The organism is Vibrio sp. ABH4_348 (assembly GCF_056159765.1).
In genome coordinates this window covers 380,608-407,160 of record NZ_JBSWVW010000001.1, presented here as the reverse complement: position 1 = coordinate 407,160, position 26,553 = coordinate 380,608, and the positions used below count along the sequence as shown (strand labels likewise).

The window sequence follows — 26,553 nt, the reverse complement described above, 5'->3', positions numbered from 1 at the left end:
AAAATGTGCTAAGTAATCGCTTTGTGGTCAGTTCTACTTAATAGTTCGAAAATAAACTTCTAAAGTTTGCATCGCATACATTTTTTACCGCAGGGTGCTGGATCATTCTCTCAGCAAAAATGACGTAGTACTCTTCTTTGAGCGCTTCAACTTCACCCAGCAATTGTAATGGGCGATCTTCGGGAGCTTCGGTGATATACATAGAAGGCGCTAAAAAAATCACATCATCGTGATAGCGAGCAAAAGCTTTCATTAGCGCGACATCATCAAACTCGCCTAATATGTTGGGTTTGATACCCTGCTCATCAAACCACTGAAACACTTTTCTTCCCATGGAGGTTCGGCTACCGGGAATTAACAACTTTCGCTTCTCAAGGATCTCAGGGAAATTGAAGTTTTCAATCACGCCTGAACTGTAGAAGCTCATACCACTCTCACCCAGCTTTTTACTGTACAAACCCGGGCTTTGACTTGAATCTACTGGGCAATCAGACAAAATCATGTCCAGCTTATGCTGAGCCAGTCGTTCGAGCAGCATTTCGTGAGTCGATTCAAAACATCGCAAGTGGATACTGTTATCGTCAGGCACCGTTGTCAGCAGAATTTTGCTCACCAAACGTTTTGATAGCGCATCGGCAACTCCCACATCGAACAAAATATTGGAGCGCTGGCTGTAATTCACGATATCCAGCATTTCGTAACTGAGGCCAAACATTCGGTCCGCATATTTGAATACCAACTGGCCTAGCTCAGTTGGTTCGATACTGCGACCATTGCGCTTAGTCAGCTTCCCCTCCAACCTCTCTTCTAGTGCACGAATCTGTCCGGTCACGGTTTGTGGTGTTAAAAAAAGCGCATCAGCAGCTTTAGTCACCGAACCTTGTTTGCAAATCATCCAAAAATAATAAAGGTGGTTGTAGTTTAGATGTGACATACCAATAGCCTAGAACTGCACAACACTTCGGAAATTCCGAATATAAACCACAAAAAACACAAAATCAATCGAGTTTCATAGGTGTAATATTTCACTTTTGAATGTGACATTACTTCACTTGAAACGAAAAAAATCGACAATTTTTCGATACAACGCACAGAATCTACTTGGCTAAAAATATTGAAATTAAGCATTTAAAATCAAAAGCTTAACCTCTTATTGAGAATCAATATCAAGTCCAATTTGGCAATGTCACTAATATTACAGTCAATTACACACAACTGTAATATTAGTGAAATATTTCCTCTCTAACATCGCCCTCAGTTTCAACAATCGACCCCCTATATATGCTGTTCGGGTCAACGGAGAAAAACTATGATGAACCAAGCCGCTACTTCAGCAGTAACGACCTCAAATAGAAGTCGAATGCTGCGCTGGATTAACTTGGCGTTCATGTTGTATTTGCTACTTCTTGCTGTCTCTATGGTAGGTAGTGGTTTTAAATGGGCGACAGGTGATCAAGCCAAAGTTCTGTTTGAGTTCGCCGCGCACCCTATTGCCGGCCTAATGATTGGTTTAACCGCCACGGCGTTAATTCAATCATCCAGTACCGTAACTTCAATTATCGTTGGCTTGGTAGCTGGCGGTCTTCCGGTCGAAACTGCAATTCCTATGGTTATGGGTGCCAACATCGGCACAACAGTAACCAATACACTAGTGAGTTTGGGCCACGTTCGTTGTAAAGAAGAGTTCAAACGAGCTTTTGCTAGCGCGACCATTCACGACTTTTTCAACTTACTTGCCGTTGTCATTTTCCTACCATTGGAAATGATGTTTGGCATTCTTGAAAAGATCTCTCATTGGTTAGTGTCTCCTTTCCTTGCAACTGGTGACATGAGCATTAAAGGCCTCAACTTTATCAAGCCAATCACTAAACCCGTGGTAAGTGCAGTCAAAGAACCTTTGTCAACGCTCGGTGACACTATGGGCGGTGTAGCTCTGATTGTTCTAGGTATCGCAACTATCTTTGTGGCTATCACTGTAATGGGTAAGCTGATGAAGAAATTGATGGTTGGTCGTGCTCGTGAAATCTTGAAAAATGCAATTGGTCGTGGACCGCTACACGGTATTTTCTCAGGCTCAATTGTGACGATCCTTGTTCAATCATCGTCAACTACGACTAGCTTGATGGTTCCACTAGTTGGCTCAGGTGTGCTAAAGGTTCGTGATATTTATCCATTCACATTGGGTGCTAACATCGGTACTTGTATCACTGCGCTATTGGCAGCAACCGCAGTATCTGGTGAGTTTGCAGTATTCGCCTTACAGATTGCGCTGGTTCACTTAGTGTTTAATGTGATGGCGACAGCGTTTATCTTTGGTATTCCATTCCTACGTGAACTACCAGTTAAGGGTGCCGACTTAATCTCCGATATGGCAGTGAAAAACAAAGGTACGGTAATAGGTTACCTACTACTAATCTTCATCATCATGCCAGGGTCTATTCTTTACATGACCACTTAATCTAGCAACTACTGGATTAAAGCAAACCTATTTCAAGGCCGCGCATCTGCGCGGTCTTTTTCGTTCTAATTAACCAACTCACTCTATTCTTTGATTTTTTTCAATAATCACAACCACCCTTATGCCACAATACTCAAATCTACCTAAGTTATATTTCTACCAAATTGAATTGAGTGACTAAATGAATCGAATTTTAATTACTTTAGTGATTCTCTACGCTGTTTTGTTTACTGGGTACACTCTGCATATCAGTCTTTCTGAATCGCGAGCCGTTGAACAGCTAGCGAATGAGAAATCTGAAGATACCTATGTCACGCAAGATAAAGAGACTAATACGATTGAAGCTATCGATAATGGTTTTCGACTTGTAGCACCTCCTTCAACAATAAGAGGTAAAACGTTTAGAATGACTGTTGAATCAGCCACAGGTGCCTTCGCGCGCCAAGGGGAGTTCACAGTTAGCTTTGATTATCTGGCGAAAAAGTATCATGTGATTGGTGACGGTCGCCATGTGGTGGATTCAGAAGGTACCTATACCTATCGTCATAATGACAAGCAGGCGATTATCTCGGTACACGATTCTGTGATGAGTCAAGGTAGCTTTTATTTGGTGTTTAATAGTGAGCAAAGTGGTGCGTTTTTCGCTAGCTCTATCTATGACGCAGATACAATCCAAAGTGGTTCATTTGAGCAAATTCAGTAAACTAATACCAGAACGTAATAAAAAACGCGCCGAAGCGCGTTTTTTATTACACCGAAAATGGATATTGAATCGGGTCATGAAACTGATAACCGTTGACTTCAAAGTCGTCTAACGTGACCCAAGTTTCCAAATCTTGAAGCGTTTTGATATCTGGATTAATACTAAATGTTGGCGCCGGGAACGGCGTTCGTTTCAATTGAACATCTCGCATCAACTCCAGCTGGTCTTCATAAATGTGAGCATTCACTATCTTGTGATACGCCTGTCCTGGTTTCTTGCCGGTAATCTGAGCCATTAACGCCAAGAAAACATAAACTTGCACCATATTGAAATTCAAACCAAGGGGAACATCACACGATCGCTGCGTACTGTTCAAATACAAGGTATCTCCCAGTAGCGAAAAGTGATGACTATACATACAGGGCCTTAAACATCCCATATGAAATTCGCCCGGATTGTAAAAGCTCAAAATCTCACCGCGGTCATCAACACCTCGGCTTAAATCATCAACAATCTTGCGCAACTGATCGATGTGTCCGCCATCAGGTTTAGACCAAGCTCTACCCTGAACCCCATAGACTCGCCCCATGTCATCGTCACCTTTACGATGAGGGTTGTTTAGCCAAGCAAGGTTCTCGTTTGCATTGGCATCCCAAGTTTTTGTACCCAACTTTCGAAAGTCTTCAGCATTGTCATAGCCGCGGATATAGCCAATTAACTCAGCAACCGCTGCCTTCCAGAAACTTTTACGAGTCGTCACCAATGGAAACTGGTTGTTTTCGACATCGTAAGTTAAGTCTGCATTAATCACCGTTAAACAACGCTTTCCAGTGCGTTCATTTTCAATCCAATGACCTTGGTCCACAATGCGCTGACATAATTGCAAATATTGATTCATGTGAACTCCTTAAGCTTTGGCGTCTTGTTTCGTATCTTGGTATAGACCGCGCTTGTACGCCCAAACCACCATGGCGATTCCGACAATGATCATAGGTAAAGAGAGAATTTGTCCCATCGAGATAAACTCGGCAAATAGTCCTAGATGCGCGTCTGGTTCACGGAAGTATTCAACGATAAATCGAAATGTTCCATATCCTGCCAAGAATAAACCTGATACAGCGCCCAGTGGACGAGGCTTCTTAATAAACCAGTTCAGAATGAAGAACAATATGATGCCTTCCAACACCATTTCATAGAGTTGGGACGGGTGTCTAGGCAATGGACCACCATTAGGGAATACGAACGCCCAAGGTACATCCGTGACACGTCCCCAAAGCTCACTGTTCATAAAGTTACCCAAGCGACCCACCCCAAGACCAAATGGCACGAGTGGAGCGATAAAGTCAGCGACTGAAAAGAAGGTGCGCTGATTGCGCTTTGCATACCAGAACATCGCGGTGATAACACCTAACAATCCACCGTGGAAAGACATGCCTCCAGTCCAGATCTGGAAAAGATACAAAGGATTATTAATGAATTCGCCAAAATTGTAGAAAAGTACGTAGCCAATTCGGCCACCAGCAATCACGCCAACAAAACCCGCAAACAGTAAATCGGAAACTTGGTCTCTGTTCCAACCACTATTCTTCCGGTCGGCACGTCGGTTAGCGAGCCAAAGCGCAAACACAAAACCAACCAGATACATTAAACCGTACCAACGCACGGATATCGGCCCTAATGAGAACAAAACCGGGTCTATATTGGGAAAATCTAAATAACCTTGTGACATAAAAAACTATCTCGCTAATCATGGGCGTGAAAACCCATCGGGTTTACTGGCTAATAATCATGGTTCCAGCGACGCAAAATAAGAAAACGGCAAAGATTTTCTTGAGCTGAGCGGTAGGAAGGCTTGTTGCCAACTTAGCACCAATTCGAGTTGTGAACATCGAGGTCATCGAAATCGCAATCAATGCGGGAATATACACATAGCCAAGACTGTAATCGGGAAGATTGGTTTGTTCGACACCGTTAATGATGAATCCGAGCATACCGGAAATAGCAATAAAAAAGCCACACACTGAAGAAGAGCCAACAGCGCGTTTCATCTCTACACCATGTTTACTCAAAAATGGAACGGAAAGCGAACCGCCAGCGATACCTGCCAAGCTAGACACAATACCGATGAGGACTCCGTACAGCGACATCATCCAGTACACGGGTAGCGGCTTATTTGATGCAGACTTAATCGAAAGCAGCATTTGCAAAGACAATCCGACCATGATGACTGCAAACAAACTCGGTAACCACTCCGCTGGAAGCCACTCGGCAATATTCGCCCCAGCATAAGCACCGACAATCACGCCAGGCATTAGCCATTTCACCACAAAAAAATTCACATTACCGAGCTTGAAGTGATTGAGTGAGGATGACGCTGAAGTGATAATGATAGTGGCAAGACTGGTTGCCAAGGCCACATACATTACAAGCTCTGGCTGAACACCTGCGTATGGAAGAATAAGTAATAAACTCGGGACGATAACCAAGCCGCCACCGATGCCGAGCATACCAGCCAAAATACCAACTAAGGCTCCAAGCCCCGCCAACAATAAGAAAAGTTCGATTGCCACAGTCTACGCTTTACCTGCTCGAATAAAGCCGGCAAATCCTTTTTTGATAAAGAAGTCGCGCATCATAGCATAGATTTCTTTGCCATATGGCTGGGATAGAGCAGCCAGTGCCAGTTGGTTTAAATCTTGTAAGTGACTATGGCGAAGCAAATATTTGACCTTAGCCACATTCGACGTGTTCATACTCAAAGTACGGTACCCAAGGCCCACCAGTAACAGTGCACCAATTGGGTCACCAGCCAATTCACCGCATATACACACAGGTAAGTTGTGTGATTCACACGTCTTTTGGATATGGGCAAGCGCCAATATAACCGACGGGTGCATAGACTCATAAACGTCGGAGACTCGCGCATTGTTGCGATCCACAGCGAGTAGATACTGCGTCAGGTCATTCGTCCCCACTGAAACAAAATCAATTTTTTCAGCAAAATGGGGTAACAAATACAACATTGAAGGTACTTCAATCATGACCCCTATTTCTGGTTTCACCAAACTTGGATCTATCAGCTTAATTTCTTGATACGCTCTCTCTATTAACGCAATTGCATCATCAAGCTCTTGTGCGCCCGAAACCATAGGTAACAAAATACTTAAATTCTGATGCTTCAGACTTGCTCGCATCATAGCTCGTAACTGCATTAAGAAAATGTCGGGATGATCAAGGGTGAAACGTATTCCTCGCCAACCCAAAAACGGATTTTCTTCCTCAATGGGTAAATAAGGAAGTGCCTTATCACCACCAACATCCAGTGTCCTCATTACCACGGTTTTATTTGGGTAAGCCTCCATCACCGCTTGGTATTGTTGAGTTTGCTCTTCTTCTGAAGGAAAGCGATGTTGCAATAAAAAAGATATTTCCGTTCGGTATAGACCGACCCCATCTACACCTTGGTTAATGGCAATACTGGCATCGGCACTTAGACCCGCGTTAAGCAGTATTTCAATCTCAACGCCATCTTGCGTTTGTGCCCGTTTATCAATTCGTTCACTGACCATAGTGGCCAGTTCTTGCTCCTCACGAACCAGCTTTTCGTATTCTTTAAGTATGGTCTTAGTGGGTTCTGGTAGGATCTTCCCACTATAGCCGTCTACCACCCCTAACTTACCATTCAATAAAGCGGGGGTAATCGGTACCCCCATAACTGCTGGTATACCAAGCGCCCTAGACAAAATTGCCGCGTGGGAGTTGGCCGCACCGCCAATTGATACCACGGCAAGCAGTTTCTCTTTAGGAATTGAGGCCAATACCGATGCCGTTAACTCATTCACCACCAAGATAATTGGGGTTTCAAACTCTTGATGCTGTATTTCGCTGTTGTGCAAAAAGAATAGTAAACGCTGTCCCAGCTCTTTGATGTCTTGTGCTCGTTCACGCATGTAGACATCAGTCATTTTGGCAAATCGATTTGAATAAGACTCGACCACTTGTCGCAATGCCCAGTCAGCGCGGTCCCCTTGCTCAATCTGAGTCCGTAAGTCTTTGCGTAACATTGGGTCATTGAGCAAGTGGGTAAAGAGATCGAATATGGCCAAAGTATCTTTACTGATCTCACCATCGAGTTTACGACGCATACGTTTGAAGTCTGCCAATGCCTGTTCAATGGCCAATAGCATTAACTCTTGTTCACGTTGCGTATCTAAACTTGAGGCTGGATGAATATCAGAAAGTTCGGGCTGGGTGTTATCCCACCAAAACTCTCCAATCGCGACGCCAGAAGAGGCAGGAACACCGACAATTGCCGACTGATGTTGGTTTAACTGCCAGTGACCTTGAGTTCTGGCATGAGCAATAATCACCGCTAGCTGAGCGGCAAGTGTGACCAAAAACGACTCTTCCATTTCATTGAACAAACGAGACGTTTTTTCTTGGACTACCAGCACCCCCAACACTTCTTTTCGATAGATAATAGGCGTGCCGAGAAAGCTGTGGTAGACATCTTCTCCCAGTTGAGAGAAGTACTTAAAATTGGGGTGAGCTGAAGCATTAGCGAGATTAAGAGGTTCAGCTGAGCGCTTTACCAACCCAACCAAACCTTCATTGAAACCAATGTGAATTTTATCGCCCTTGAAGGTGAGCCCTTGGGTGGCCATTAACTCCAAACGATTGCTTTCTTCATTTGCCAGATAGACCGAACAGCACTCAGTATCCATTGCCCGGCATGTCTGAGAAACCAGAACTTCCAAGGCTTGATGAACATCTTCTACGCGCGCTACGTGTTCTACTATCTCTCGCAACTGAGAAAGCATAATTATCCTCTGCGGTGTTTGCGTTTTCCTTTTTGCCGCTTTTCTTTAAAAGGCATGGCCGCTGATGCAAATTCTTTCATTGCACGACGATAAACGTCACGCTTAAACGAAACTACTTGTCTTACCGGGTACCAATAGCTGACCCAACGCCAACCATCAAATTCAGGAGAGCTTCCCTTATTCATATCAATTCGTGATTCATCACAAACCAATTTAAGAAGAAACCATTTCTGTTTTTGGCCAATACAAACCGGTTTTGAGTCCCACCTTACTAAACGTTTGGGCAACTTATATCTCAGCCAATGACGGCTTGTTGCCACAATTTTGACGTCTTTCTTGGTAAGCCCTACCTCTTCGTATAATTCTCGATACATGGCTTGCTCTGGATTTTCCCCGTCGTCCATTCCGCCTTGGGGAAATTGCCAAGAGTGTTGACCGTATCGTTTAGCCCAGAAGACCTGACCATGGTTGTTACAAATAACGATACCAACATTCAGTCGGTAACCATCGCCATCTATCACTGGCTAACCTCAACTAAAATCTTTATTTGAATTGATTTTTCCACAGATCCTCTACGGTAGCAAACTCGCTCTTTAATTAAGGAGTCGAAGTTTGAAGTAAAGTGTTAACTCCTAGCACCCACCGCACTCCTTCTGGTTTCTTTTCGATCAAACGCTGCTGCTTGTGAATCACATTCAGTGTATAAAAATGCGTTCACTAAGCACTTATCAACACAACAGCTCGACCAAGGTCACATTTATTCACGTTTTCTGTGTATAAGTTTGTGAAGAAGCCCAATAAAAGCCAAGTAAAACGAATTTCCTCTTGGTTTCCAATCCAAACCGCTCGTAAGGAGAAAAAATTTAGCCTCATAAAAACAATAACTTAATCATTTAGTCCTATTTCACTTAGAGGGGATTTCAAAGAAGATCACTGACTCACCGCAATTGTTTAAAGATCCACCAAAACCGTCTTTATCCACAATAAGAAGCCACCGAGAGATACAAACTGGAAAAAACCCATCCAGCCAACACACTTAAAGTACTGTTTATTAATACAGTTCGACCGTATTTCGGATTTATCATGCGGCATGTGGATAAAAATAATCATAGATCTTTGTTAAGATTGATTCTTCGTTTGATAACCTAAATACACCTAATGCGACCAGAACCTAAAACCGAGCAAGAGCTACTTCAACGAGCTTCCGCAATGGCAGGAATGAGCTTTGGTGAATTGGCAGAGATCGCTTCTATTTCCGTCCCAAAAGATCTGCGACGAGACAAAGGCTGGGTAGGTCAACTCATCGAATGGCACCTTGGAGCGCAAGCAGGAAGTCGTCCACAACAAGACTTTGAATCCTTAGGTATCGAGTTAAAAACCATTCCCATTAGTTACACAGGGCAACCACTCGAAACCACATTTGTCTGTGTCGCGCCTTTGACCGGAGTGCATGGCCTAAAGTGGGAAACGAGCCATGTTCGCAACAAATTGTCTAAGGTTCTTTGGGTACCAGTTCAAGGCGAACGCGAAATTCCGCTTGCCGATCGCTTGGTCAGCTCGCCATTGATTTGGGCGCCGAGTCAAGAGCAAGAAACGCAATTGCAGCAGGATTGGGAAGAGCTGATGGAGCTTATCGTTCTTGGTCAGGTTGAACAAATAACGGCTAAACAAGGCGAAGTCATGCAGTTGCGTCCAAAGGCGGCGAACAGCAAAGTTCTAACGGATGCCTATGGAGCATCGGGAAAGCCAATCAAAACCAAACCTCGTGGCTTTTACTTACGAACACAGTTCACTGGGAATATTTTACGGTCTCACTACGCTTAAGTTTCCGACCATAAGCTATTCGTAATGATGGGGCTTGATGGTCAAACTCAGTGGTGAGCCAACGACAGCTCAATGTCGCAATAACCCGGCCCTTCAGAACCACATTCATCATAGGCATTGTGTAAACGCAAGTAAGCGCGTTCAACACCCAAACGCGTCAATTCTTCTTTTACCAATTCCAGCGAGCCGTAATGAACAGGCTCATTGTCTTCTTTAATTGGTTCGAGTTTGTGCTTGTATTCTACGGCCAGCAAGTACTGAGATAGATCAGAGCAACCAATAACAAACACTTTAGGCGGTTGATACGACTCTTTGTGCGGTCCATGAATCCATTTATCTAACTGGTATTTCTGCATCGCTCTCTCCTTCACCCCTTACCTATTGAAAACGCTGGTTAGTTAGCGTTACATTGCTCAATGTTACTGCCAATAAGTGTGTAGTCACACAAGCGTGCCCTCGATTCTAATAGGTGGCACACTGAAATGTTATAAAGTTGTTAACTTAACTGTAACAGGGAAATTCAACAAAAGGAAATTAGAGTGCAATACCATTTACTTCCTCATTCTCAACTTGAGATCAGTAAGATTTGTTTGGGTACCATGACCTTTGGTGAACAAAACACTCAACCACAAGCATTTGAACAGTTGGATTATGCTAAAGAACGTGGTGTCAATTTTATTGATACGGCAGAAATGTATCCGGTTCCACCAAAACAAGGCACTCAAGGCGCTACCGAAACCATCATAGGCAATTGGCTAAAAAAGACAGGCTCTCGTGACAAAGCAATCATTGCGACCAAAGTCGCGGGGCCTAGAAATGTTCCCTATATTCGCGAAAACATGAGCCTTGATTGGCGTAATGTGCATCAGGCTTTGCATGATAGCTTGGAACGACTCAACACCGATTACATCGATTTGTATCAGATACACTGGCCACAACGTCAAACCAATTGTTTTGGCCAACTCAACTACACCAAACCAGATTCTGAAGCTGAAGTTAACCTAGTCGAAACTCTAGAAGCACTGGGTGATTTAGTGAATCAAGGCAAAGTTCGGTACATTGGCGTCTCTAACGAAACACCTTGGGGTTTAATGACTCTTTTGAAATTGGCAGAAAAACATAATCTGCCGAGGATTGTATCCATCCAAAACCCATACAGTTTACTAAATCGAAGTTTTGAAGTTGGATTATCTGAGATCGCACATTTTGAGGGCACGCAATTACTAGCCTATTCACCACTAGCATTTGGAGTACTATCAGGTAAATATTTGGGTGGAACCAGACCCCAAAATGCACGGTGTACACTGTTTGAACGTTTTGTGCGCTACTTTACACCAAACGGAGAATTAGCAACCAAAGCTTATGTCGAACTGGCAAGAGAACATGGGCTGTCACCTACACAGATGGCACTTGCCTTTATTAATCAACAACCCTTTGTTGCCTCCAATATTATTGGTGCAACAACGCTAGAACAATTAAAAGAAAATATCGATTCAGTCGATGTGACTTTGGGTCAAGAAGTATTGACGGGGATTGAAGCTATCTCGAAAACTTACTCCAACCCCTGTCCATAATTACGGTTAGAACATAAAGAATTGTCGGGCTAGAGAGCTTCCCTAGCCCATTTTATTACGTCGGTATTCGCGCATTTAACACTCGACGAATGTGACGAACTCTGCGTTCTGCTTTAACAGCATCAGGAACGTCACTTTCTATTGCACGACGGTCAAAATCCAAACCGATATCGCGTAGCATGTGGTTATTTGTCCACGGAATATTAGTTTGACTGCGTTTAACACGACGTTTCCATTCTCGCTCTTCGCGTTTTAAATCGGCTAATACAAGAACAGTGGCTAATTTTAAAAGTAGTGATTGATTCACAATGATTCTCCAAACTATATGAAAAATTAATAGAGTCTGGCTGGAATCTAACGTACTAGAGAAATGTGCTTTACATCTACTAGCCGCTAGAGTAGCAGCCAGTGTGTCAGGTACGGACTACTAGTTATGCAGGCTTAGAAAGCTTATGCATATCACCATCGAGCTTAAAAGCAGACGCAGTAACAATACGAGACACACGATTGATTTGATTGGCGTTGAGTACGGTCATCTTGTGTGCCTCCTGCATAAAATCCGTAAAAGAAGTGGAAGTGAAATTGATTTCACACGAAAAGTTTATATCAATAAGAACAAACATCAATAGGTTATTGATCTCGCGCATAAATAAATACGATTCGTCTAGCTAGAACAATAAATAACCAAAAGAAATAAAATATTCCACTGTGAAATATGTAATTTGAATACAAAAAAGCCACGCAATAAACGTGGCTCAGATTTTTTAGGATTCCATTCAAGCGCTAAACTAGTTCACCACTGATCAGATTGTGCTTATTCAGCAATCTATACATAGTGGCTCGTGAAACACCCAGCTCTTTGGCAGCCATTGAAACCTGACCACCATGTGATTCCAGCACTAACAGTAAAGCATCTCGTTCACTGCGCTCGCGAATACTCTTTAAACTTCTTTTGCCATCTGCCAATTGAGGCAAATCCATATTCTGCTCATCGAGCATGACGGTATCCGACATCAACACAACTCGTTTAAGCTGATTCATCAATTCTCGTACATTACCGGGCCAGTGATATCGAGTCATCGCTTTTTGCGCGTCTTCGGTAAAACTGCGAGCTTGAGCGTTGAACTCTTTTGAGTACACCTGAAGGAAGTGTCTGGCCAAAATTGGAATATCACCGGCGCGCTCTTTTAGGCTTGGCACATTAATTCGTAGCACATTGATATAGTGGTAAAGCTCTTCGTTGAAATTGCCATCAATCAGGGCTTTCTCGATATCACCCGTATTGGCGGCCAAGATACGTACATCCACTTCTTTACGGCCACTTGGAGTATCGACGGTGCCCTCTTGCAAGAACCTCAACAAATTAAGTTGTTGGCTTTTGGGTAGTGTAAGGATGTCATTGAGCAGAATAGTACCGCCGTCTGCTCGTTCCAACATTGAAATCTGGCTGTCATCTTCACGGTTAATACCAAACAAATCGCATTCCAAACGACGCTCTGACATAGCGCGACAATTAACCGAAATAAACTCTTTCTGCGCACGCGATGACGTTTTGTGTACCGCTTTTGCAACGGTTTCCTTACCAGTGCCACTTTCACCGTATATCAAGATACTGACATCCGTTGGACCAATGCGTTTTATCTGATCGCGCAGTCGTTTCATCGGTACCGATTCACCGATGAGCCCCATATCATTTTGGTTGCCGTAGTGAGGCCACACTTTCTTTTCTAACTTCAACATGCCAAGTTGATGGCCGATTGTGCTCATCAATTGCGCATCAGGAATCGGAGCAGTAAAGAAATCAATACAGAAGTTAACGATAAACTGACAGATTGTATCTGAGGCGAGTTGAGATTCGCGTATAAATGCCAGCCAACGGACTTGTTTATGATTACTAACCAAGTTAGCAATCCCATTTAAACTGAATTCATCATGGCTCAAGTCTACAATTCCAATACACGGTCCAGTATCAGCGAACATGCTATCGGCTTTGCGAAGATCCGCACACAGACTACAACGCCAACCTGCGTTCTCTAATACGGATAGCCAAGGTTCATAAGTACCCCCGACCACGATTAAAGAACCTGGCGCAGAATCCATACGAAATTGAGATCTCATTCCACGAGTTTCCTTTTAGTTATAATTTGACCACTTAGGCGGTGGATTATCTTGCTAAATCAAGTCGATACAGTATCTGTTCTAATCAACTTCGTCTGTCTCATTAATTAGACTAGACTGCAAATAGAACAAATTCTATCTACAGATGTCACTTTTTTCACATGCCACAATAAGATACACGATGCATAAATAAAAAAAGCTGCCAAAAGGCAGCTTTTTTTACCTAAAACCAAATAATTAGTTTTGTGGTCTCATTGCTGGGAACAAAATCACGTCGCGAATCGTATGAGTATTAGTAAACAGCATTGCTAAGCGATCAATACCAATGCCTTGTCCAGCCGTTGGTGGTAGACCGTGTTCCAATGCGTTAATGTAGTCCGCATCGTAATACATAGCTTCATCATCACCGGCATCTTTAGCATCAACTTGCGCTTTGAAGCGCGCATCTTGGTCTTCTGCGTCATTAAGCTCAGAGAACCCATTTGCGACCTCACGGCCACCGATGAAGAATTCAAATCGGTCTGTGAAGAATGGATTGTCATCGCTACGACGAGCCAATGGAGAAATATCCGCTGGATAACCTGTGATGAAGGTAGGTTGAATCAGTTTAGGTTCAGCCGTCTCGCCAAAGATCTCTTCTAACAACTGGCCACATGTCCAGAAGTCTTCTACTTCTACGTGAACAGATTTGGCAATTGACACCATCAACTCACGATCTTGCAAATCCGTTTCTGTCAGCTTTTGGATTGCATCATGATCTGGGTTGTAATGTTTAATCGCTTCAAACATACTCATTCGAGCGTAGCTGCCACCAAACTCTACCGTTTCATCACCATAAGGCATAGATGTCGAGCCCAACACTTCAAAAGCAACCGTACTTAACATTTCCTCGGTGAGATCCATAAGATCTTTGTAATCAGAATACGCTTGGTAGAATTCCATCATGGTGAATTCTGGGTTATGACGTGGAGACAAACCTTCATTCCGGAAGTTTCGGTTAATCTCAAACACACGATCAAAACCACCCACAACTAGACGCTTCAAGTAAAGCTCAGGTGCAACACGCAAGTACATATCAATGTCTAACGCATTATGGTGAGTGATGAACGGGCGAGCCGTTGCACCACCTGGAATCACGTGCATCATTGGAGTCTCAACTTCAAGGTAACCCTTGGCAATCATGAAGTTGCGAATTGATGAAACCAGCTTTGAACGAATAATAAACGCACGGCGAGAATCTTCGTTCACGATCAAATCAACATAACGTTGGCGGTAGCGCATTTCTTGATCTGTTAAGCCATGGAATTTTTCAGGTAATGGACGAAGCGCTTTTGTCAGCAATTCGTACTCTTCCATGTTGACATAAAGGTCGCCTTTACCCGATTTTTGCAAAGCTCCCTTAACGCCAACAATGTCGCCAATATCCAAACCTTGGTATTTTTCTTTCAGATCTTTCTGCACGTCTTTCGCAGCATACGCTTGGATTCGACCTGATGTTTCTTGAACAACCAAAAATGGACCACGTTTCGCCATGATTCGACCAGCAATGGCGACCACATGGTTTAGCTCTGCGAGTTCTTCTTTGGTCTTTTCACCGAATTCTGCCTGTAAATCTCCCGCTAGGCTGTCGCGACGAAAATCATTTGGATGACCGTTCGCTTTACAACCTTCACGAATTGCGTCTAATTTTGCACGACGCTCAGCAATGAGTTTGTTTTCTTCTTGGATATTCTGTTGAGTTTCATCCGTCATTATTGAAGTACCCTGTCCTATCGGTGAAAGCGTTATAAACCAGACTTTAAGCTGGCTTCGATGAATTTGTCTAAATCGCCGTCCAACACAGCTTGTGTATTGCGATTTTCTACGCCAGTGCGCAAATCTTTGATTCGAGAGTCGTCCAGTACGTAGGAGCGGATCTGACTTCCCCAACCAATATCCGATTTTGCGTCTTCATTGGCTTGCTTTTCAGCATTTTGCTTTTGCAGCTCTAACTCAAACAACTTAGCACGTAACTGCTTCATCGCCTGATCTTTGTTCTTGTGCTGCGAGCGGTCATTTTGACACTGTACAACCGTGTTGGTTGGAATGTGCGTGATACGCACCGCTGATTCAGTTGTGTTTACGTGCTGACCACCAGCACCAGAAGCGCGGTAAACATCAATACGCAAATCGGCCGGATTGATATCGATGTCGATATTTTCGTCAATTTCCGGATACACAAAAGCTGAAGCAAACGACGTATGGCGACGACCGCCAGAATCAAATGGAGATTTACGCACCAGACGGTGAACGCCAGTTTCCGTTCTCAACCAACCATAAGCGTATTCACCTGAGATACGAACCGTTGCAGACTTTAATCCTGCTACTTCACCTTCTGAAACTTCGATGACCTCGGCTTTGAAACCTTTAGATTCTGCCCAACGCAAATACATGCGAAGCATCATATTGGTCCAGTCTTGAGCTTCGGTACCACCAGATCCCGCTTGCAAGTCGATGTAGCAATCGGACTCATCGTGATCACCAGAGAACATACGACGGAACTCTAACTTAGCCAATTTCTCTTCTAAGTCTTTTAGCTCAGGTTCAATTTCATCAAACGTCTCTTGGTCTTCTGCTTCAACCGCCAACTCTAGCAGGCCATCCACATCGTCGACACCTTGCTCAAGCAAGTCGATAGTTTCAACAATCGCTTCTAATGATGCCCGCTCTTTACCGAGGGCTTGTGCACGTTCTGGTTCATTCCAAACGTCAGGCTGCTCTAATTCTGCATTAACTTCTTCTAAACGCTCTTTCTTAGCGTCGTAGTCAAAGGTACCCCCTCAGGACATTCGTGCGCTCAGTCACGTCCTGCAGGCGATTTTTAATCGGGTTGATTTCAAACATTTTTACTCATTGCGTTCGCGTAGAATTTAACCGAGGAATTCTACTCAAAAATGTGACCAATATACAGAAAATTATCAGAGTAATTTTGAGCGTAAAAACAACACAGCCCAACTTTATCAAGTCGGGCTGCGAGTAATATCGAAGCGTGTTATGTTACGACTGAATCGCGGTAACAGGCTTGCGAATTTTACCAATGATTACCGCCAGCAAAGTTAGCGCCAATGTTGGTGGTAACCAACTCATTCCAACACTAAATAACGGTAAACCACTAAACGCAGAGACATCTAGGCCTATGACTTTTGCGGCATCTAATAGCGAGAATACCAAGGCAACCAGTAAGATGACACGAACCATAAATGCTGGGTTATGGAATTTGTGTCGAACAAAGTTCAAGACCACTAGAGCAATCGCAATGGGATACAAGGCGAACAATACTGGAACCGACAACGCGATCAGTTGAGCAAGTCCAACATTAGCGACAACTGCGCAAGCAATACCATTGATAACTACCCAAGATCGGTAAGAAATTTTGGTCAATGAACTAAAGAAATCTGAACACGCGGAGATGAGGCCGATCGCGGTTGTCAAACAAGCTAGCAAGACAATCGTCGACAACACAAACTGGCCTTTGCTACCAAATAACGCTTGAACATATAAACTCAACACAACGCCGCCGTTGTCGGCATTTGGTGCAACTGAAGAACTGGTCGCGCCTAAAACAAACAGCGACACATAAACAAAGGCCAAACCCAAAGCTGCGATACAAGCTGCAATGATCAAATATTTAGTTGTCGCTTTAGATTCGGTAATCCCTTTGTTCTTAAGCGCATCCACCATCAAGATACCAAACATCAACGCGCCGAACGTGTCCATGGTGTTATAACCTTCTAGGAAACCCGTTACTAATGGCTGAGTTTGATAGTTTTCAGATGCCACCTGCAAACCATCTTGTGGATTGATAAAAACGGCCAAAGACAGAACAACTAAACCTATAAATAAAACAGGGGTTAGTATTTTGCCTATTACATCCACTAAGTTGCCTTGTGATAAAGAGAAACCAATAGCTACCACAAAGAAAAGGATTGAAAAAATGGTAAGTTGCAGCTGACCGGGTTCAGATAGAAATGGGCTGACTGCCATTTCATACGCTACGAGTCCCGTTCTCGGCGCCGCAAATGCTGGGCCAATAATGATGAAAATCAGTACCGCCATTAATGTTGCAACGGCTTTTGGCATGTCTTTAGACAAATGCTGCCAGCTACCACCTGCAATTGCGATGGCAACAATTGTCGCCAGTGGAAGACCGACCGCCGTCAACAAGAATCCACTCATCGCGGGTAGTAAGTTTTCACCTGCTGCTTGTCCTGCAATAGGCGGAAAAATGATGTTTCCAGCACCCAAGAAAAAAGCAAAGAGCATAAAGCCCAGTGCAATAATGTCTGATTTTTTTAAAGTTTGCTTCACAGCCAAACCCTTATGTTATTGATTTTACGATGTTGTGTTCTTATTCGCTGAGATTGTTTGTCCTACAACAAATAACGCCCCAGACAATAAGGTGGCAAATAATGAACAAATCCAAATTATTTATCAATAATTAGTTAATTTTGTTATCAGTAAATCTAAAAATCAGCCACTTTGTCAGTTTATAATTTCAATAAACCCTAAACTTCACCACACAAAGAATGAGTCGCCATAAAAACGAAAGAAAGCTATAACCAACACTGGCGTTCTTCGAGACCAAACATCAATAGGTAAGCGGTATATGTCAGACAAATATTTTGAATTCAAACAATTTAAAATTCGCAATGGCGATGCTGGTATGGCAGTCAGTACCGATGGTGTTTTGTTAGGGGCTTGGGCTGCGGTTGAAAGAAGTCAAGATATCTTGGATTTAGGAACGGGTACTGGCTTGTTGGCGTTAATGTGCGCACAACGAAATACAAGCTGTCGAATTAGAGCTATGGATATTGCTCCGTCTGCAATAGAGACGGCGCAGAGCAACATCAACAGCTCCCCTTGGCCTGACCGAATCACTGTCGTCGCGGGTGATGTACGCGACAATGAATTAGTGAAACAGCAATTCGATGACTTGTCCTTTGACCATATCATCTGTAACCCACCCTACTTTGTTTCGGGTCAGTCTGCTCAAGAGGCATGTCGAGCGCGAGCTCGCCATACTGTTGACCTCAATCAGCAAGAGCTTCTTGACGCGCTGTGTATGCTCCTGTCAGAAAACGGAGCGGCAAGTTTGGTAATGCCGGTAGTTGAGGGACAAACTTTTCTCAACCTAGCGCAAAATTCTGGCTGGCAGCTGACCCGATGTTGGCAAGTCAAACCCACTGAGAACAAACCTGTGAATCGTCTACTATTTGAAATCCGAAAAAATGCTAACAATCAGCCTGATGAGCTAGACTCTGGTGTGTTAACGATAAGAGAACATGGCCGTTATAGTGCTGGTTTTGTCGCCTTAACACAGACTTTCTATTTGAAGATGTAGTTCGTCCCAGTTGTCAATTGGCTTGGGTATCATGCCGCTTAGGTCTATAATCCTTGCCAACTCCCTATATGTATTTTGAGACCATCACTAGTGATCCGTACTTTCGAAGAACTTGATTTGGACTTCCCTTTACTGGAAGCCATTAAAGAACAAGGTTATGAGCGACCAACCCATGTACAAAGTTTAGCAATACCCGAGGCTTTGGATGGTCGAGATGTGATGGCTTCAGCACCAACAGGTACTGGCAAAACGGCCGCTTTTCTGCTGCCGAGTTTTCAATATCTGTTGGATTTTCCGCGTCGAAAGCCGGGACCTGCCAGAATTTTGGTGTTAACTCCGACCCGAGAGCTTGCTTTACAAATTACTGAGCAAGCTAAAGCGCTTGCAAAGCACACCAACTTGAACGTTGCCAGTATTACAGGTGGGGTACAGTACCAAGAACATGCGGACATGCTTGCGGCAACGCAAGATATTGTTATTGCTACGCCAGGACGTTTGATGGAGTACATTGAAGCTGAACGTTTTGATTGTCGTGCTATTGAATGGCTTGTCCTAGATGAAGCCGACCGTATGCTTGATATGGGCTTTGGTCCTGTCGTTGATCGCCTATCCAATGAGTGTCGTTGGAGAAAGCAAACTCTGCTCTTTTCAGCAACACTCGAAGGCAAAGGAGTTGAAGGTTTCAGTGAAGGACTATTAAAAGATCCCGCTAAAGTAGATGCTGAGCCTTCACGCCGCGAGCGTAAGAAAATCACCCAGTGGTATCACAGAGCAGATTCACTCGATCACAAACGCCAGTTGCTTACTCACATCTTAAAAGAGCAAGCCGAGCGCAGTATTGTGTTTATTAAAACTCGGGAGCGTTTAGCCGAACTAAGAGATTACATGGATAGCGTCTCTATCTCTTGTGCATGGATTCAAGGTGAAATGCCGCAAGACAGGCGCAACAACGCCATAAATAAATTCAAAAATGGTGAAGTGAATGTGTTGTTAGCAACCGATGTTGCCGCTCGTGGTATCGATCTGCCTGATGTCACTCACGTGATCAATTACGATTTACCGCGTACCGCTGATGTTTACTTACACCGCATTGGTCGTACAGCTCGCGCTGGTAAAAAGGGTTCTGCGCTTTCTATTGTCGAAGCCCACGATCAATCTATGATGGAGCGCATTGAGCGCTACACTAAAGAAGAGATCAAAGAGCGCTACGTCAAAGAGCTTCGTCCGAAACACAAAAAGCCGACGTTCAAGAAAAAGAAGAAGACGGAAAAGAAAAAAGGCGATAAGAAAAAAGCCGCCAAAAGTGCCAAGCCTTCAAAGCCGAATAAGAAAGTTAAGTCTAACACTAAAAAATAGTGAGCTTAGTTTCCTTCACAGTTACCTCAAAAAAGAGCACCTAGGTGCTCTTTTTTAGTGCTCAAGTTTAATCGGTGCTACTTGAGCTTCGCTCTTGCTGCAATGCAATCACATTGTCGAGCTGATACAAGTTCTTTGAAAACCGCTTCAGTAAGGTGGCTTCTTTCAGTGGCATATCAAACAAGTAGCCTTGAAAACGATGACAGCCGAGATCAAGCAAGGTTCTCAGTTCGCTTTGATCCTCGACCCCTTCTGCAATTACATCTAAGTTCAAGCGCTTGGCGATCATGATTATCGTATCAACAATAGCTTGATCATTCTGGTCAAGGTGTAGTTCAGTGACAAAAGACCGGTCGATCTTGAGCTCATCCACATTCAAGTGTTTTAAATATTTGAGAGAGGAATACCCAGTGCCAAAGTCATCAATGGACAATCTCAACCCAAGCTCCTTCAATTGATGCATCGTATCAATGGCATTCTCTACGTTCTCTAGCAGTAAGCTTTCTGTCAATTCAAGCTCAAGTAACTCACCGTGAACACTGGCATTGTCGAGAGCCGATTTAACCTGATCAACAAAGTTTTTCTGCGAGAATTGTAGCGGACTGATATTGAGTGCCAAGCGTTTAAAAGTACTGGGCAACATCCCCTGAGCTTTCCACTTAGCAACGTGATAGCACGACTGCTCAAGCACCCAGTTACCAATTGCCAAAATCTGTCCGGTCTCTTCCGCTATTGGCATAAAGTAGCCCGGTGGCATCACCCCTTTCTCTGGGTGGTTCCAGCGAATCAGCGCTTCAGCTCCTACTATACGGTTCGATTGATTAACCTGTGGCTGGAAGTAAAGCTCGAATTCACCATTTTTAAGCGCACGGTGCAGACCCTTTTCTACCTCTAGGAAGGATTCAATTTGCGCTTGCATCTCTGGCTTATACAGCTTGAAGTTGTTTTTACCCACCGACTTAGCTCGGTAAAGTGCGGTGTCAGCCTGCCGCAAAACATCGATATGGTTGTCACCTGAATTCGGAAACTCAGCAATACCAATACTAACTGTGCAAAACAGCTGATGCCCGTCGATAAAAAACGGCTTGTTGAAAAGCATGTTGATTTGCTTGGCCCATTCATTGACTTGAGCGTGTGCGGTCACCTTCATCAAGAGTGCAAATTCATCCCCTCCTACTCTCGCAACTAAATGTTTTCCTTCTGACCAATTAAGTAAGCGTTTACTTACTGCACTCAACATTCTGTCGCCGATGGTGTGACCAAGTGAATCATTAATGGTTTTAAAACGGTCCAAATCCAGATAAAACAACGCGCCGTGTTCATCACTGAACTGAGCTTCATTAATGTGTTTGCCCAACTCATTGAGCAGCTTACTGCGATTAGCCAAACCGGTTAACGTATCGTAATAAGCTAACTGTTGAAGCTTTTCTTCCGCTTCTTCACGTTCACGCCATAAGGTGTGGAAGGTTTTGGCAAGCTTACCTATTTCATCTTCCTGCTTAATTTCAGGTGGCTCAGTCAATTGATTGTTGTCTTGAAGCGAACGAACCCAGCTGATTAACGAATCGAGTGGTTTAGATAATTTGTAGTAAAAGACCACCAGGAGGATAACCGCCATCAGAGCATCGCGGAACACCTCGAAGATGAAAAATTGGCTTATCCTCTTCAGAAAATCAGCCGTTAGTTTAGTGTTATCAACTTTGAACGAGAAAGAACCCACCACAGTATCTGAATTGGGCTGATGTAACACCGTCTCAAAAACCGGTGATCGAGGAATTAGAACGTCTGCTAATGCCAAGGCCAATTCGCTTTGTAAAGCGATGGGTTTTTCGTCAAAAGCTAAAACATCACCAAAATCATCGATTATGGTGACTTGATAAATTGCGGGATCTTTGAGCAGACCTGCTGCTATTTGCTGTGCTTGCAACTGATTGAGATGATACGCCGCCTGACTGGCGTTAGGATAATGCTGCTGAAGTTTGTATTCGTAGAGCTCTAACAGGCGCTGCTTTTCGGTATGTATATCCGTCAGCATGATATACGCACTGAATAGTAGCCCTAGTGTCACTGAAATAACAAACACGGTGCGTGCTTGTCTAAAGGCCAATGATTGTGTTTGTTTGGTTGCTGACATAAATGCGATAGTTGGAATTTCCTTTAGTATTTATAGAACATTTCTAATGATATTTTTATTAAAAGATGCAGGAATAGTTCAAAAGTTTATCTTGGTTCAAATCTACAAATTCGATGTTGAAAGACAAAAATGCAACGAAAAAAGCCGAATGAGGATCATACTTCATTCGGCTTGAGTTTTCTGTCAATTTTGACAATTAAAGGCTTTTCAATTCAGCGCTTTAGGCGGATTGATAAATCCTTGGAACGCAAAGATATACGAACTGTCTAGTTTTTCGATGGCATAAGCGTCTTCGATACCCGTTGCAATAACAAACACATCCAATGATTCAGCATTGCTCGCCAAAGTTTCGATGAATATTCTGTTAAGACCATCATTTTGACCAAAGGCTTGGTCAAGTTTGACATAGCAAGGTCTCAACTTAGTTAAGTAATCGACACTTTGTAAGTAACGACCAAAGTGATCCACACCGATACTTGCACCTGTTGAGCGCACTTTTTCGGCTAGGTACAAGCAAGAAGCTAATTGGCTTCTGACCGCAGCTTCACTCAGCTCAAAAGTTATTTGGCTCGCGTAGTTGATACCCTTGATCTCGCTAGAAAGCCATTGTACAAAACTCTCATCAGCAATACTCTGTTCTGTCAAATTGATGGCTAATGATTCATTCTCTTTAAGCGGATTTGTTCGCAGATGAGTAAACAATGACTTGATCGACGCTTTGTCAAAGTCCGCTCCCAACCCAAACGCAGCTAAATAGGGCATGATCTTACCAGCAGACAGCCATTCGCCGTTAACTCTCAACTGAGAGTAAATTTCGCTGTGGTAAGGCGTTGAGGTTTGCGCATTAAGCTTAACAACAGGTTGCTGAAGAATGTTGAATTCAGGCGAATTCAACGCATCTTGCAATGTATCATTCCAGCTCTGGTCTAACTGGTCTTGCTGCATTGATTCAAAAATGAAAACAGCGTGAGTTTTGATTGCGGTTTGTAACGCTTGATCAGCACATGACAAAAGGTCTTGCGTGTCTCCACCATAACCGTAAGCGGCGCCTATATGTATATTCTCATTGGGCTGGAATCCCGCTTGCGTCATTTCTTGGTTCAATAAACGAAGCAATCCATGTAAATAGTGACGCGCAGATTCCTCACTCACTTCGGGAAGTAAGATAGCAATCTCGTCATGACTCATGCGAGCAATACATATTTCTTCATCGTCAGAGGTCAAACGGGAAGCTAAGATCTTCCAGGTTTGATCGCGAACTTCATAACCCAAACTCGCGTGCAAATGATTAAGCCATTCCAGTCTAACCAATAAAATTGCACCAACCGATGACTCGTCTTTATGAAACCAACTCTTCAATTGGTGATTAAAAAACTGTCGATTAGGCAGGCCAGAAACATCGTCATACATCATGTTTCTGCGCAAGCTGTTTAATTCTTTATCACGTCCATCGACAATTTTATTAAATGTTTCCCGCAATGCGGAAAGTGCGGCAAAAACTTCTTCAAATTGTCCTGGGACATCTGATTTATCTGTAGTGCGAGTCTGTGCTCTAATTGCACCAATCTCATCAATCAGCAAGCGCTGCGTTTTGCTGTTTTGTCGAATCAACCAGACAACCAAGAGCGTAAGTAGCGCCATACTGGTCTGCAAAATAACAAGTAGGCGCTGGATTTCTTGATTTAATCGCTGTTGCTGATCGTTAGCATCTGTATTGACAGTTAAGGTCGCTAATTCAATACCATTTCTGCTCAAGAGCACCGACTGCTCGATGGAAGTCAGCTCCATTCCCAGTAAACTCTTGGACTGAGTAGATTGTTGAGCACTTTGCCACTGTTCACGAGTGCCAGCAATTGAATCTTGTAAAGTGACACTGGCCATTACTGATGTGAGTTCTGAATCAATCAGGTAGCCCAGCGCCTGTTTATCATTAATTTCTAGGGCTGGTGGTAAAACAGTCGATAACTTTGAAACCAAGTGTTCACTTTGCAGTTCAAGTTGCTGTTGGTGATAAGGAACAATCTGCTTGACGGCATAAAACCAAGCCAACAATAGCGAGAGCAGTATTACACCGAGTAAAAGTATGTAGGAGCGGTTTGAAGACATGATAAGACTGCCATTTGACCTTCAAATAGAAGAGAGGCTAACAGCCTCTCTTATTGTTTCAATTAGTAGAAGTTAAATATGGTCCACTTCATCTGAGTTTGTGTGAAACTTCGTGACATGGTTGCCATAACACGGCGATTTTGCTGGTGTGCATCTTCCGTATCGCCATCGACAAGTGGTTGTGTATCACCATAACCTATTGCTTGCAAACGAGAAGCTTCGATTCCATAGATTCCAACCAACGCATCAACAATTGCTTGGGAACGAAGTTGTGATAACTCTAGGTTACGCTCAGACGTCCCCGTTCGACTCGCATGCCCTTCAATGGTGACTGAGATATCAGAAAACTCTTCCATAAAGTCAGCCAAACGTTCAATTCGAGAGTAAGCGCTGGGAAGGATGTCTGCCGAATCGTTAGCAAACTTCACATCCAAACGAACCGAACGATATTCAGTTTCTTCAGAAGGACAACCGTAGTTGTTGATTTGAGCACCTAGTGTTGTTTCAGCGCACTGTTCACGAGCTTCGATAACACCATCGTAGTCATAATCACGCAAATCATATTGTTGCGGTGATGAATCACTCATCACAATAGCATCGTTTTTACTCGCACAACCTGTGAGTGCAATGATCGTAATTAAGCCAATTAGTGGTAGCTTCATCGAACACCTCCAGGATAATTTTCTTCACCCTGCCAAACAGAAGGCGTCGTCACTCGCAACGAAGCAAGTAACTGGCCAGTCGCATTTAGTAAGCGGTATTGAGCGGCAATATGATCAAACTCAGCAGTAACGTATTCACGACGCGCTTGGAACAATTCATTTTCTGAGTCCAGCATATCAATTAGCGTACGGCCACCGACTTGAAATTGCTCTGCATAAGCGTCACGTGTTTGTGCAGCAGCTTCAACATGTTGCTTTAAAAACTCAAGCTGCTGTTGCAAGTAATCATTCGCGTTCCAAGCCAACGTTGTGCCTTCAACCACATCGCGGTAAGCGACCTGCTGAATGCTTTTGGCTTCGTTATAGCTGTATGCGGCTTCGCGTTTACGCGCGTTATCCGCGCCACCATTAAACAGATTGTAGTTAACACGAACCATGGCAAGAATGTCATCGACATTACCACCGACATCGGTCGGACGTTTACCGTCAGAACCATCCAAGTTATCGTTCCAGTTAGCCGACAATTCAAAAGTGACTTGTGGGAAATAGTTAGCATTGCTCGAGTCAATTTGCGCATCAGCGGCTTCAATATCATTCGCAGCGGCTTTCAGAGTTGGATGGCTATCCAACGCCAATTGCAATGCTTGTTCAATACTAGTTGGTAGCATATCCGCATCAGGTACAGGCAAACGAGTATCTTGCGGCGCGACGTTTACTAGCTTTCGATAAGTACTGATTGTATCCGCTAAATTATTGCGGGCAGAAATAAGGTTTGATTGCGCTCGAGCCAAACGGCCAGAAATTTGCGCCAAATCCGCTGACGTGCCAAAACCAGAGTCGGTTTTTTCTTTAATTGCGTCGTAGATAGTTTGGTGACTTTCCAAGTTGCTTTCTGCCAGCTCGGTCACTTGTTTCGCACGTAAATAAGCCAAGTAAACTTGTGAAACTTCCAGCGCAGTATCTTGCGCTGAGGCATACAGTGCCCATTGCTCAGCACTGGCTTCAAATTCGGTGCGGTCAACCTCGTTACTGGTACGGAAACCGTCGAAAAGCATTTGACGCAAACTAATTCCAATTTCGCGACGAGTTAAATCAACAGTGTCATCCGTAACATCAGTGTAATTTAGATTATCACGACGAGTTGAAGGGCTATCTGTCCATTCTTGACCAATGCCTGCATTGAAATCAATGGTTGGCAAATATCCAGATGAAGCCTGATTCACTTGCTCTTCTTTCGCCTTGAAACGATTAAAGGCGGTGCGAATTTGTGGGTTAGTATCTAATGCAGCGGCAACAGCTTGCTCTAGTGTTTGAGCATAAGTTGTCGTTGGTATCAATGCAGCTGCCACTGACAACGCGGCCACACTTTTTCTCAGCGACAGGCTGAACATGCGTTTCATTGTATTCTCCTTAATTGG

Annotated in this window: 22 protein-coding genes; 6 read left to right on the top strand and 16 right to left on the bottom strand. The window is 43.7% G+C overall.

Annotated features, from left to right (window positions below):
• Positions 1-37: 37 nt before the first annotated feature.
• Positions 38-934, bottom strand: coding sequence for a transcriptional activator NhaR (nhaR, locus tag ACXAFJ_RS01840; RefSeq protein ID WP_475321022.1), 897 nt, complete (start codon positions 932-934; stop codon positions 38-40).
• Positions 935-1,312: 378 nt separating this feature from the next.
• Here nhaR and ACXAFJ_RS01835 point away from each other — a divergent pair, with 378 nt between their 5' ends.
• Together ACXAFJ_RS01835 and ACXAFJ_RS01830 are read left to right on the top strand one after the other, a co-directional pair.
• Entirely contained in the window at positions 1,313-2,458 is a 1,146-nt protein-coding gene (locus tag ACXAFJ_RS01835) for a Na/Pi symporter (protein WP_475324038.1), read from the top strand.
• 181 nt (positions 2,459-2,639) lie between these two features.
• Entirely contained in the window at positions 2,640-3,161 is a 522-nt protein-coding gene (locus ACXAFJ_RS01830) for a hypothetical protein (RefSeq protein ID WP_475321021.1), read from the top strand.
• 46 nt (positions 3,162-3,207) lie between these two features.
• On the opposite strand, the gene ACXAFJ_RS01825 is transcribed toward ACXAFJ_RS01830, so the two are convergent.
• The 5 genes from ACXAFJ_RS01825 to rppH are packed head-to-tail and all read right to left on the bottom strand — an operon-like array spanning position 3,208 to position 8,502.
• Positions 3,208-4,059 (bottom strand): thymidylate synthase, encoded by an 852-nt coding sequence (locus tag ACXAFJ_RS01825; protein ID WP_475321019.1) that lies wholly within the window; start codon positions 4,057-4,059, stop codon positions 3,208-3,210.
• A gap of 9 nt (positions 4,060-4,068) precedes the next feature.
• Complete coding sequence (lgt, locus tag ACXAFJ_RS01820) at positions 4,069-4,890, bottom strand: prolipoprotein diacylglyceryl transferase (RefSeq protein WP_475321018.1); 822 nt, start codon at positions 4,888-4,890, stop codon at positions 4,069-4,071.
• Positions 4,891-4,933: 43 nt separating this feature from the next.
• Entirely contained in the window at positions 4,934-5,731 is a 798-nt protein-coding gene (locus tag ACXAFJ_RS01815) for a sulfite exporter TauE/SafE family protein (RefSeq protein ID WP_475321017.1), read from the bottom strand.
• A 3-nt stretch (positions 5,732-5,734) separates the two neighbouring features.
• A complete protein-coding gene (gene ptsP, locus ACXAFJ_RS01810; RefSeq protein WP_475321016.1) occupies positions 5,735-7,981 on the bottom strand; it encodes a phosphoenolpyruvate--protein phosphotransferase in 2,247 nt (748 codons plus the stop codon).
• A gap of 2 nt (positions 7,982-7,983) precedes the next feature.
• Entirely contained in the window at positions 7,984-8,502 is a 519-nt protein-coding gene (rppH, locus tag ACXAFJ_RS01805; RefSeq protein ID WP_475321014.1) for an RNA pyrophosphohydrolase, read from the bottom strand.
• Positions 8,503-9,139: 637 nt separating this feature from the next.
• Here rppH and mutH point away from each other — a divergent pair.
• Positions 9,140-9,805, top strand: coding sequence for a DNA mismatch repair endonuclease MutH (gene mutH / locus ACXAFJ_RS01800; protein WP_475321013.1), 666 nt, complete (start codon positions 9,140-9,142; stop codon positions 9,803-9,805).
• A 47-nt stretch (positions 9,806-9,852) separates the two neighbouring features.
• On the opposite strand, the gene ACXAFJ_RS01795 is transcribed toward mutH, so the two are convergent.
• On the bottom strand, positions 9,853-10,161 hold the full coding sequence (locus ACXAFJ_RS01795; RefSeq protein ID WP_475321012.1) for a DUF6482 family protein: 309 nt from the start codon (positions 10,159-10,161) through the stop codon (positions 9,853-9,855).
• Between the two features lie 183 nt (positions 10,162-10,344).
• On the opposite strand from ACXAFJ_RS01795, the gene ACXAFJ_RS01790 reads away from it, so the two are divergent.
• Complete coding sequence (locus ACXAFJ_RS01790; RefSeq protein WP_475321010.1) at positions 10,345-11,379, top strand: NADP(H)-dependent aldo-keto reductase; 1,035 nt, start codon at positions 10,345-10,347, stop codon at positions 11,377-11,379.
• A 55-nt stretch (positions 11,380-11,434) separates the two neighbouring features.
• Here ACXAFJ_RS01790 and ACXAFJ_RS01785 read toward each other — a convergent pair whose 3' ends face one another.
• The 5 genes from ACXAFJ_RS01785 to brnQ all read right to left on the bottom strand — a co-directional run bounded on the left by ACXAFJ_RS01785 (position 11,435) and on the right by brnQ (position 17,844).
• Positions 11,435-11,686 (bottom strand): DUF1127 domain-containing protein, encoded by a 252-nt coding sequence (locus tag ACXAFJ_RS01785; protein ID WP_475321009.1) that lies wholly within the window; start codon positions 11,684-11,686, stop codon positions 11,435-11,437.
• Positions 11,687-12,162: 476 nt separating this feature from the next.
• Entirely contained in the window at positions 12,163-13,497 is a 1,335-nt protein-coding gene (gene vpsR, locus ACXAFJ_RS01780; protein ID WP_475321008.1) for a cyclic-di-GMP-binding transcriptional regulator VpsR, read from the bottom strand.
• A gap of 237 nt (positions 13,498-13,734) precedes the next feature.
• Complete coding sequence (gene lysS, locus ACXAFJ_RS01775; RefSeq protein WP_475321006.1) at positions 13,735-15,249, bottom strand: lysine--tRNA ligase; 1,515 nt, start codon at positions 15,247-15,249, stop codon at positions 13,735-13,737.
• Between the two features lie 32 nt (positions 15,250-15,281).
• Positions 15,282-16,380 (bottom strand): peptide chain release factor 2 gene (prfB, locus tag ACXAFJ_RS01770; protein WP_475321005.1). Its coding sequence is split into 2 segments (ribosomal slippage): positions 15,282-16,304 and positions 16,306-16,380, totalling 1,098 coding nucleotides; the frame shifts between segments, so codons are not numbered across the junction.
• 153 nt (positions 16,381-16,533) lie between these two features.
• Positions 16,534-17,844, bottom strand: coding sequence for a branched-chain amino acid transport system II carrier protein (gene brnQ, locus ACXAFJ_RS01765; protein ID WP_475321004.1), 1,311 nt, complete (start codon positions 17,842-17,844; stop codon positions 16,534-16,536).
• 298 nt (positions 17,845-18,142) lie between these two features.
• On the opposite strand from brnQ, the gene ACXAFJ_RS01760 reads away from it, so the two are divergent.
• On the top strand, positions 18,143-18,877 hold the full coding sequence (locus ACXAFJ_RS01760; protein ID WP_475321003.1) for a tRNA1(Val) (adenine(37)-N6)-methyltransferase: 735 nt from the start codon (positions 18,143-18,145) through the stop codon (positions 18,875-18,877).
• A gap of 90 nt (positions 18,878-18,967) precedes the next feature.
• Positions 18,968-20,233, top strand: coding sequence for an ATP-dependent RNA helicase SrmB (gene srmB / locus ACXAFJ_RS01755; protein ID WP_475321001.1), 1,266 nt, complete (start codon positions 18,968-18,970; stop codon positions 20,231-20,233).
• A 67-nt stretch (positions 20,234-20,300) separates the two neighbouring features.
• Here srmB and ACXAFJ_RS01750 read toward each other — a convergent pair whose 3' ends face one another.
• The 4 genes from ACXAFJ_RS01750 to ACXAFJ_RS01735 form a co-directional block, all read right to left on the bottom strand.
• Positions 20,301-22,367, bottom strand: coding sequence for a putative bifunctional diguanylate cyclase/phosphodiesterase (locus tag ACXAFJ_RS01750; protein WP_475320999.1), 2,067 nt, complete (start codon positions 22,365-22,367; stop codon positions 20,301-20,303).
• Between the two features lie 207 nt (positions 22,368-22,574).
• Positions 22,575-24,473, bottom strand: a complete 1,899-nt coding sequence (locus tag ACXAFJ_RS01745) for an EAL domain-containing protein (protein WP_475320998.1) — start codon at positions 24,471-24,473, stop codon at positions 22,575-22,577.
• Between the two features lie 62 nt (positions 24,474-24,535).
• Positions 24,536-25,135 (bottom strand): OmpA family protein, encoded by a 600-nt coding sequence (locus ACXAFJ_RS01740; protein ID WP_475320997.1) that lies wholly within the window; start codon positions 25,133-25,135, stop codon positions 24,536-24,538.
• Positions 25,132-26,535, bottom strand: a complete 1,404-nt coding sequence (locus ACXAFJ_RS01735) for a TolC family outer membrane protein (protein WP_475320995.1) — start codon at positions 26,533-26,535, stop codon at positions 25,132-25,134. Before ACXAFJ_RS01735 ends, ACXAFJ_RS01740 begins: the two co-directional genes overlap by 4 nt.
• Positions 26,536-26,553 lie beyond the last annotated feature (18 nt).

What these genes read in the sequence shown, in the direction of transcription:
- nhaR (WP_475321022.1), bottom strand. Translation starts at nt 934, where the DNA reads ATGTCACATCTAAACTACAACCACCTTTATTATTTTTGGATGATTTGC.
- ACXAFJ_RS01835 (WP_475324038.1), top strand. Translation starts at nt 1,313, where the DNA reads ATGAACCAAGCCGCTACTTCAGCAGTAACGACCTCAAATAGAAGTCGA.
- ACXAFJ_RS01830 (WP_475321021.1), top strand. Translation starts at nt 2,640, where the DNA reads ATGAATCGAATTTTAATTACTTTAGTGATTCTCTACGCTGTTTTGTTT.
- ACXAFJ_RS01825 (WP_475321019.1), bottom strand. Translation starts at nt 4,059, where the DNA reads ATGAATCAATATTTGCAATTATGTCAGCGCATTGTGGACCAAGGTCAT.
- lgt (WP_475321018.1), bottom strand. Translation starts at nt 4,890, where the DNA reads ATGTCACAAGGTTATTTAGATTTTCCCAATATAGACCCGGTTTTGTTC.
- ptsP (WP_475321016.1), bottom strand. Translation starts at nt 7,981, where the DNA reads ATGCTTTCTCAGTTGCGAGAGATAGTAGAACACGTAGCGCGCGTAGAA.
- mutH (WP_475321013.1), top strand. Translation starts at nt 9,140, where the DNA reads ATGCGACCAGAACCTAAAACCGAGCAAGAGCTACTTCAACGAGCTTCC.
- ACXAFJ_RS01795 (WP_475321012.1), bottom strand. Translation starts at nt 10,161, where the DNA reads ATGCAGAAATACCAGTTAGATAAATGGATTCATGGACCGCACAAAGAG.
- vpsR (WP_475321008.1), bottom strand. Translation starts at nt 13,497, where the DNA reads ATGAGATCTCAATTTCGTATGGATTCTGCGCCAGGTTCTTTAATCGTG.
- lysS (WP_475321006.1), bottom strand. Translation starts at nt 15,249, where the DNA reads ATGACGGATGAAACTCAACAGAATATCCAAGAAGAAAACAAACTCATT.
- ACXAFJ_RS01760 (WP_475321003.1), top strand. Translation starts at nt 18,143, where the DNA reads ATGTCAGACAAATATTTTGAATTCAAACAATTTAAAATTCGCAATGGC.
- ACXAFJ_RS01750 (WP_475320999.1), bottom strand. Translation starts at nt 22,367, where the DNA reads ATGTCAGCAACCAAACAAACACAATCATTGGCCTTTAGACAAGCACGC.
- ACXAFJ_RS01745 (WP_475320998.1), bottom strand. Translation starts at nt 24,473, where the DNA reads ATGTCTTCAAACCGCTCCTACATACTTTTACTCGGTGTAATACTGCTC.
- ACXAFJ_RS01740 (WP_475320997.1), bottom strand. Translation starts at nt 25,135, where the DNA reads ATGAAGCTACCACTAATTGGCTTAATTACGATCATTGCACTCACAGGT.
- ACXAFJ_RS01735 (WP_475320995.1), bottom strand. Translation starts at nt 26,535, where the DNA reads ATGAAACGCATGTTCAGCCTGTCGCTGAGAAAAAGTGTGGCCGCGTTG.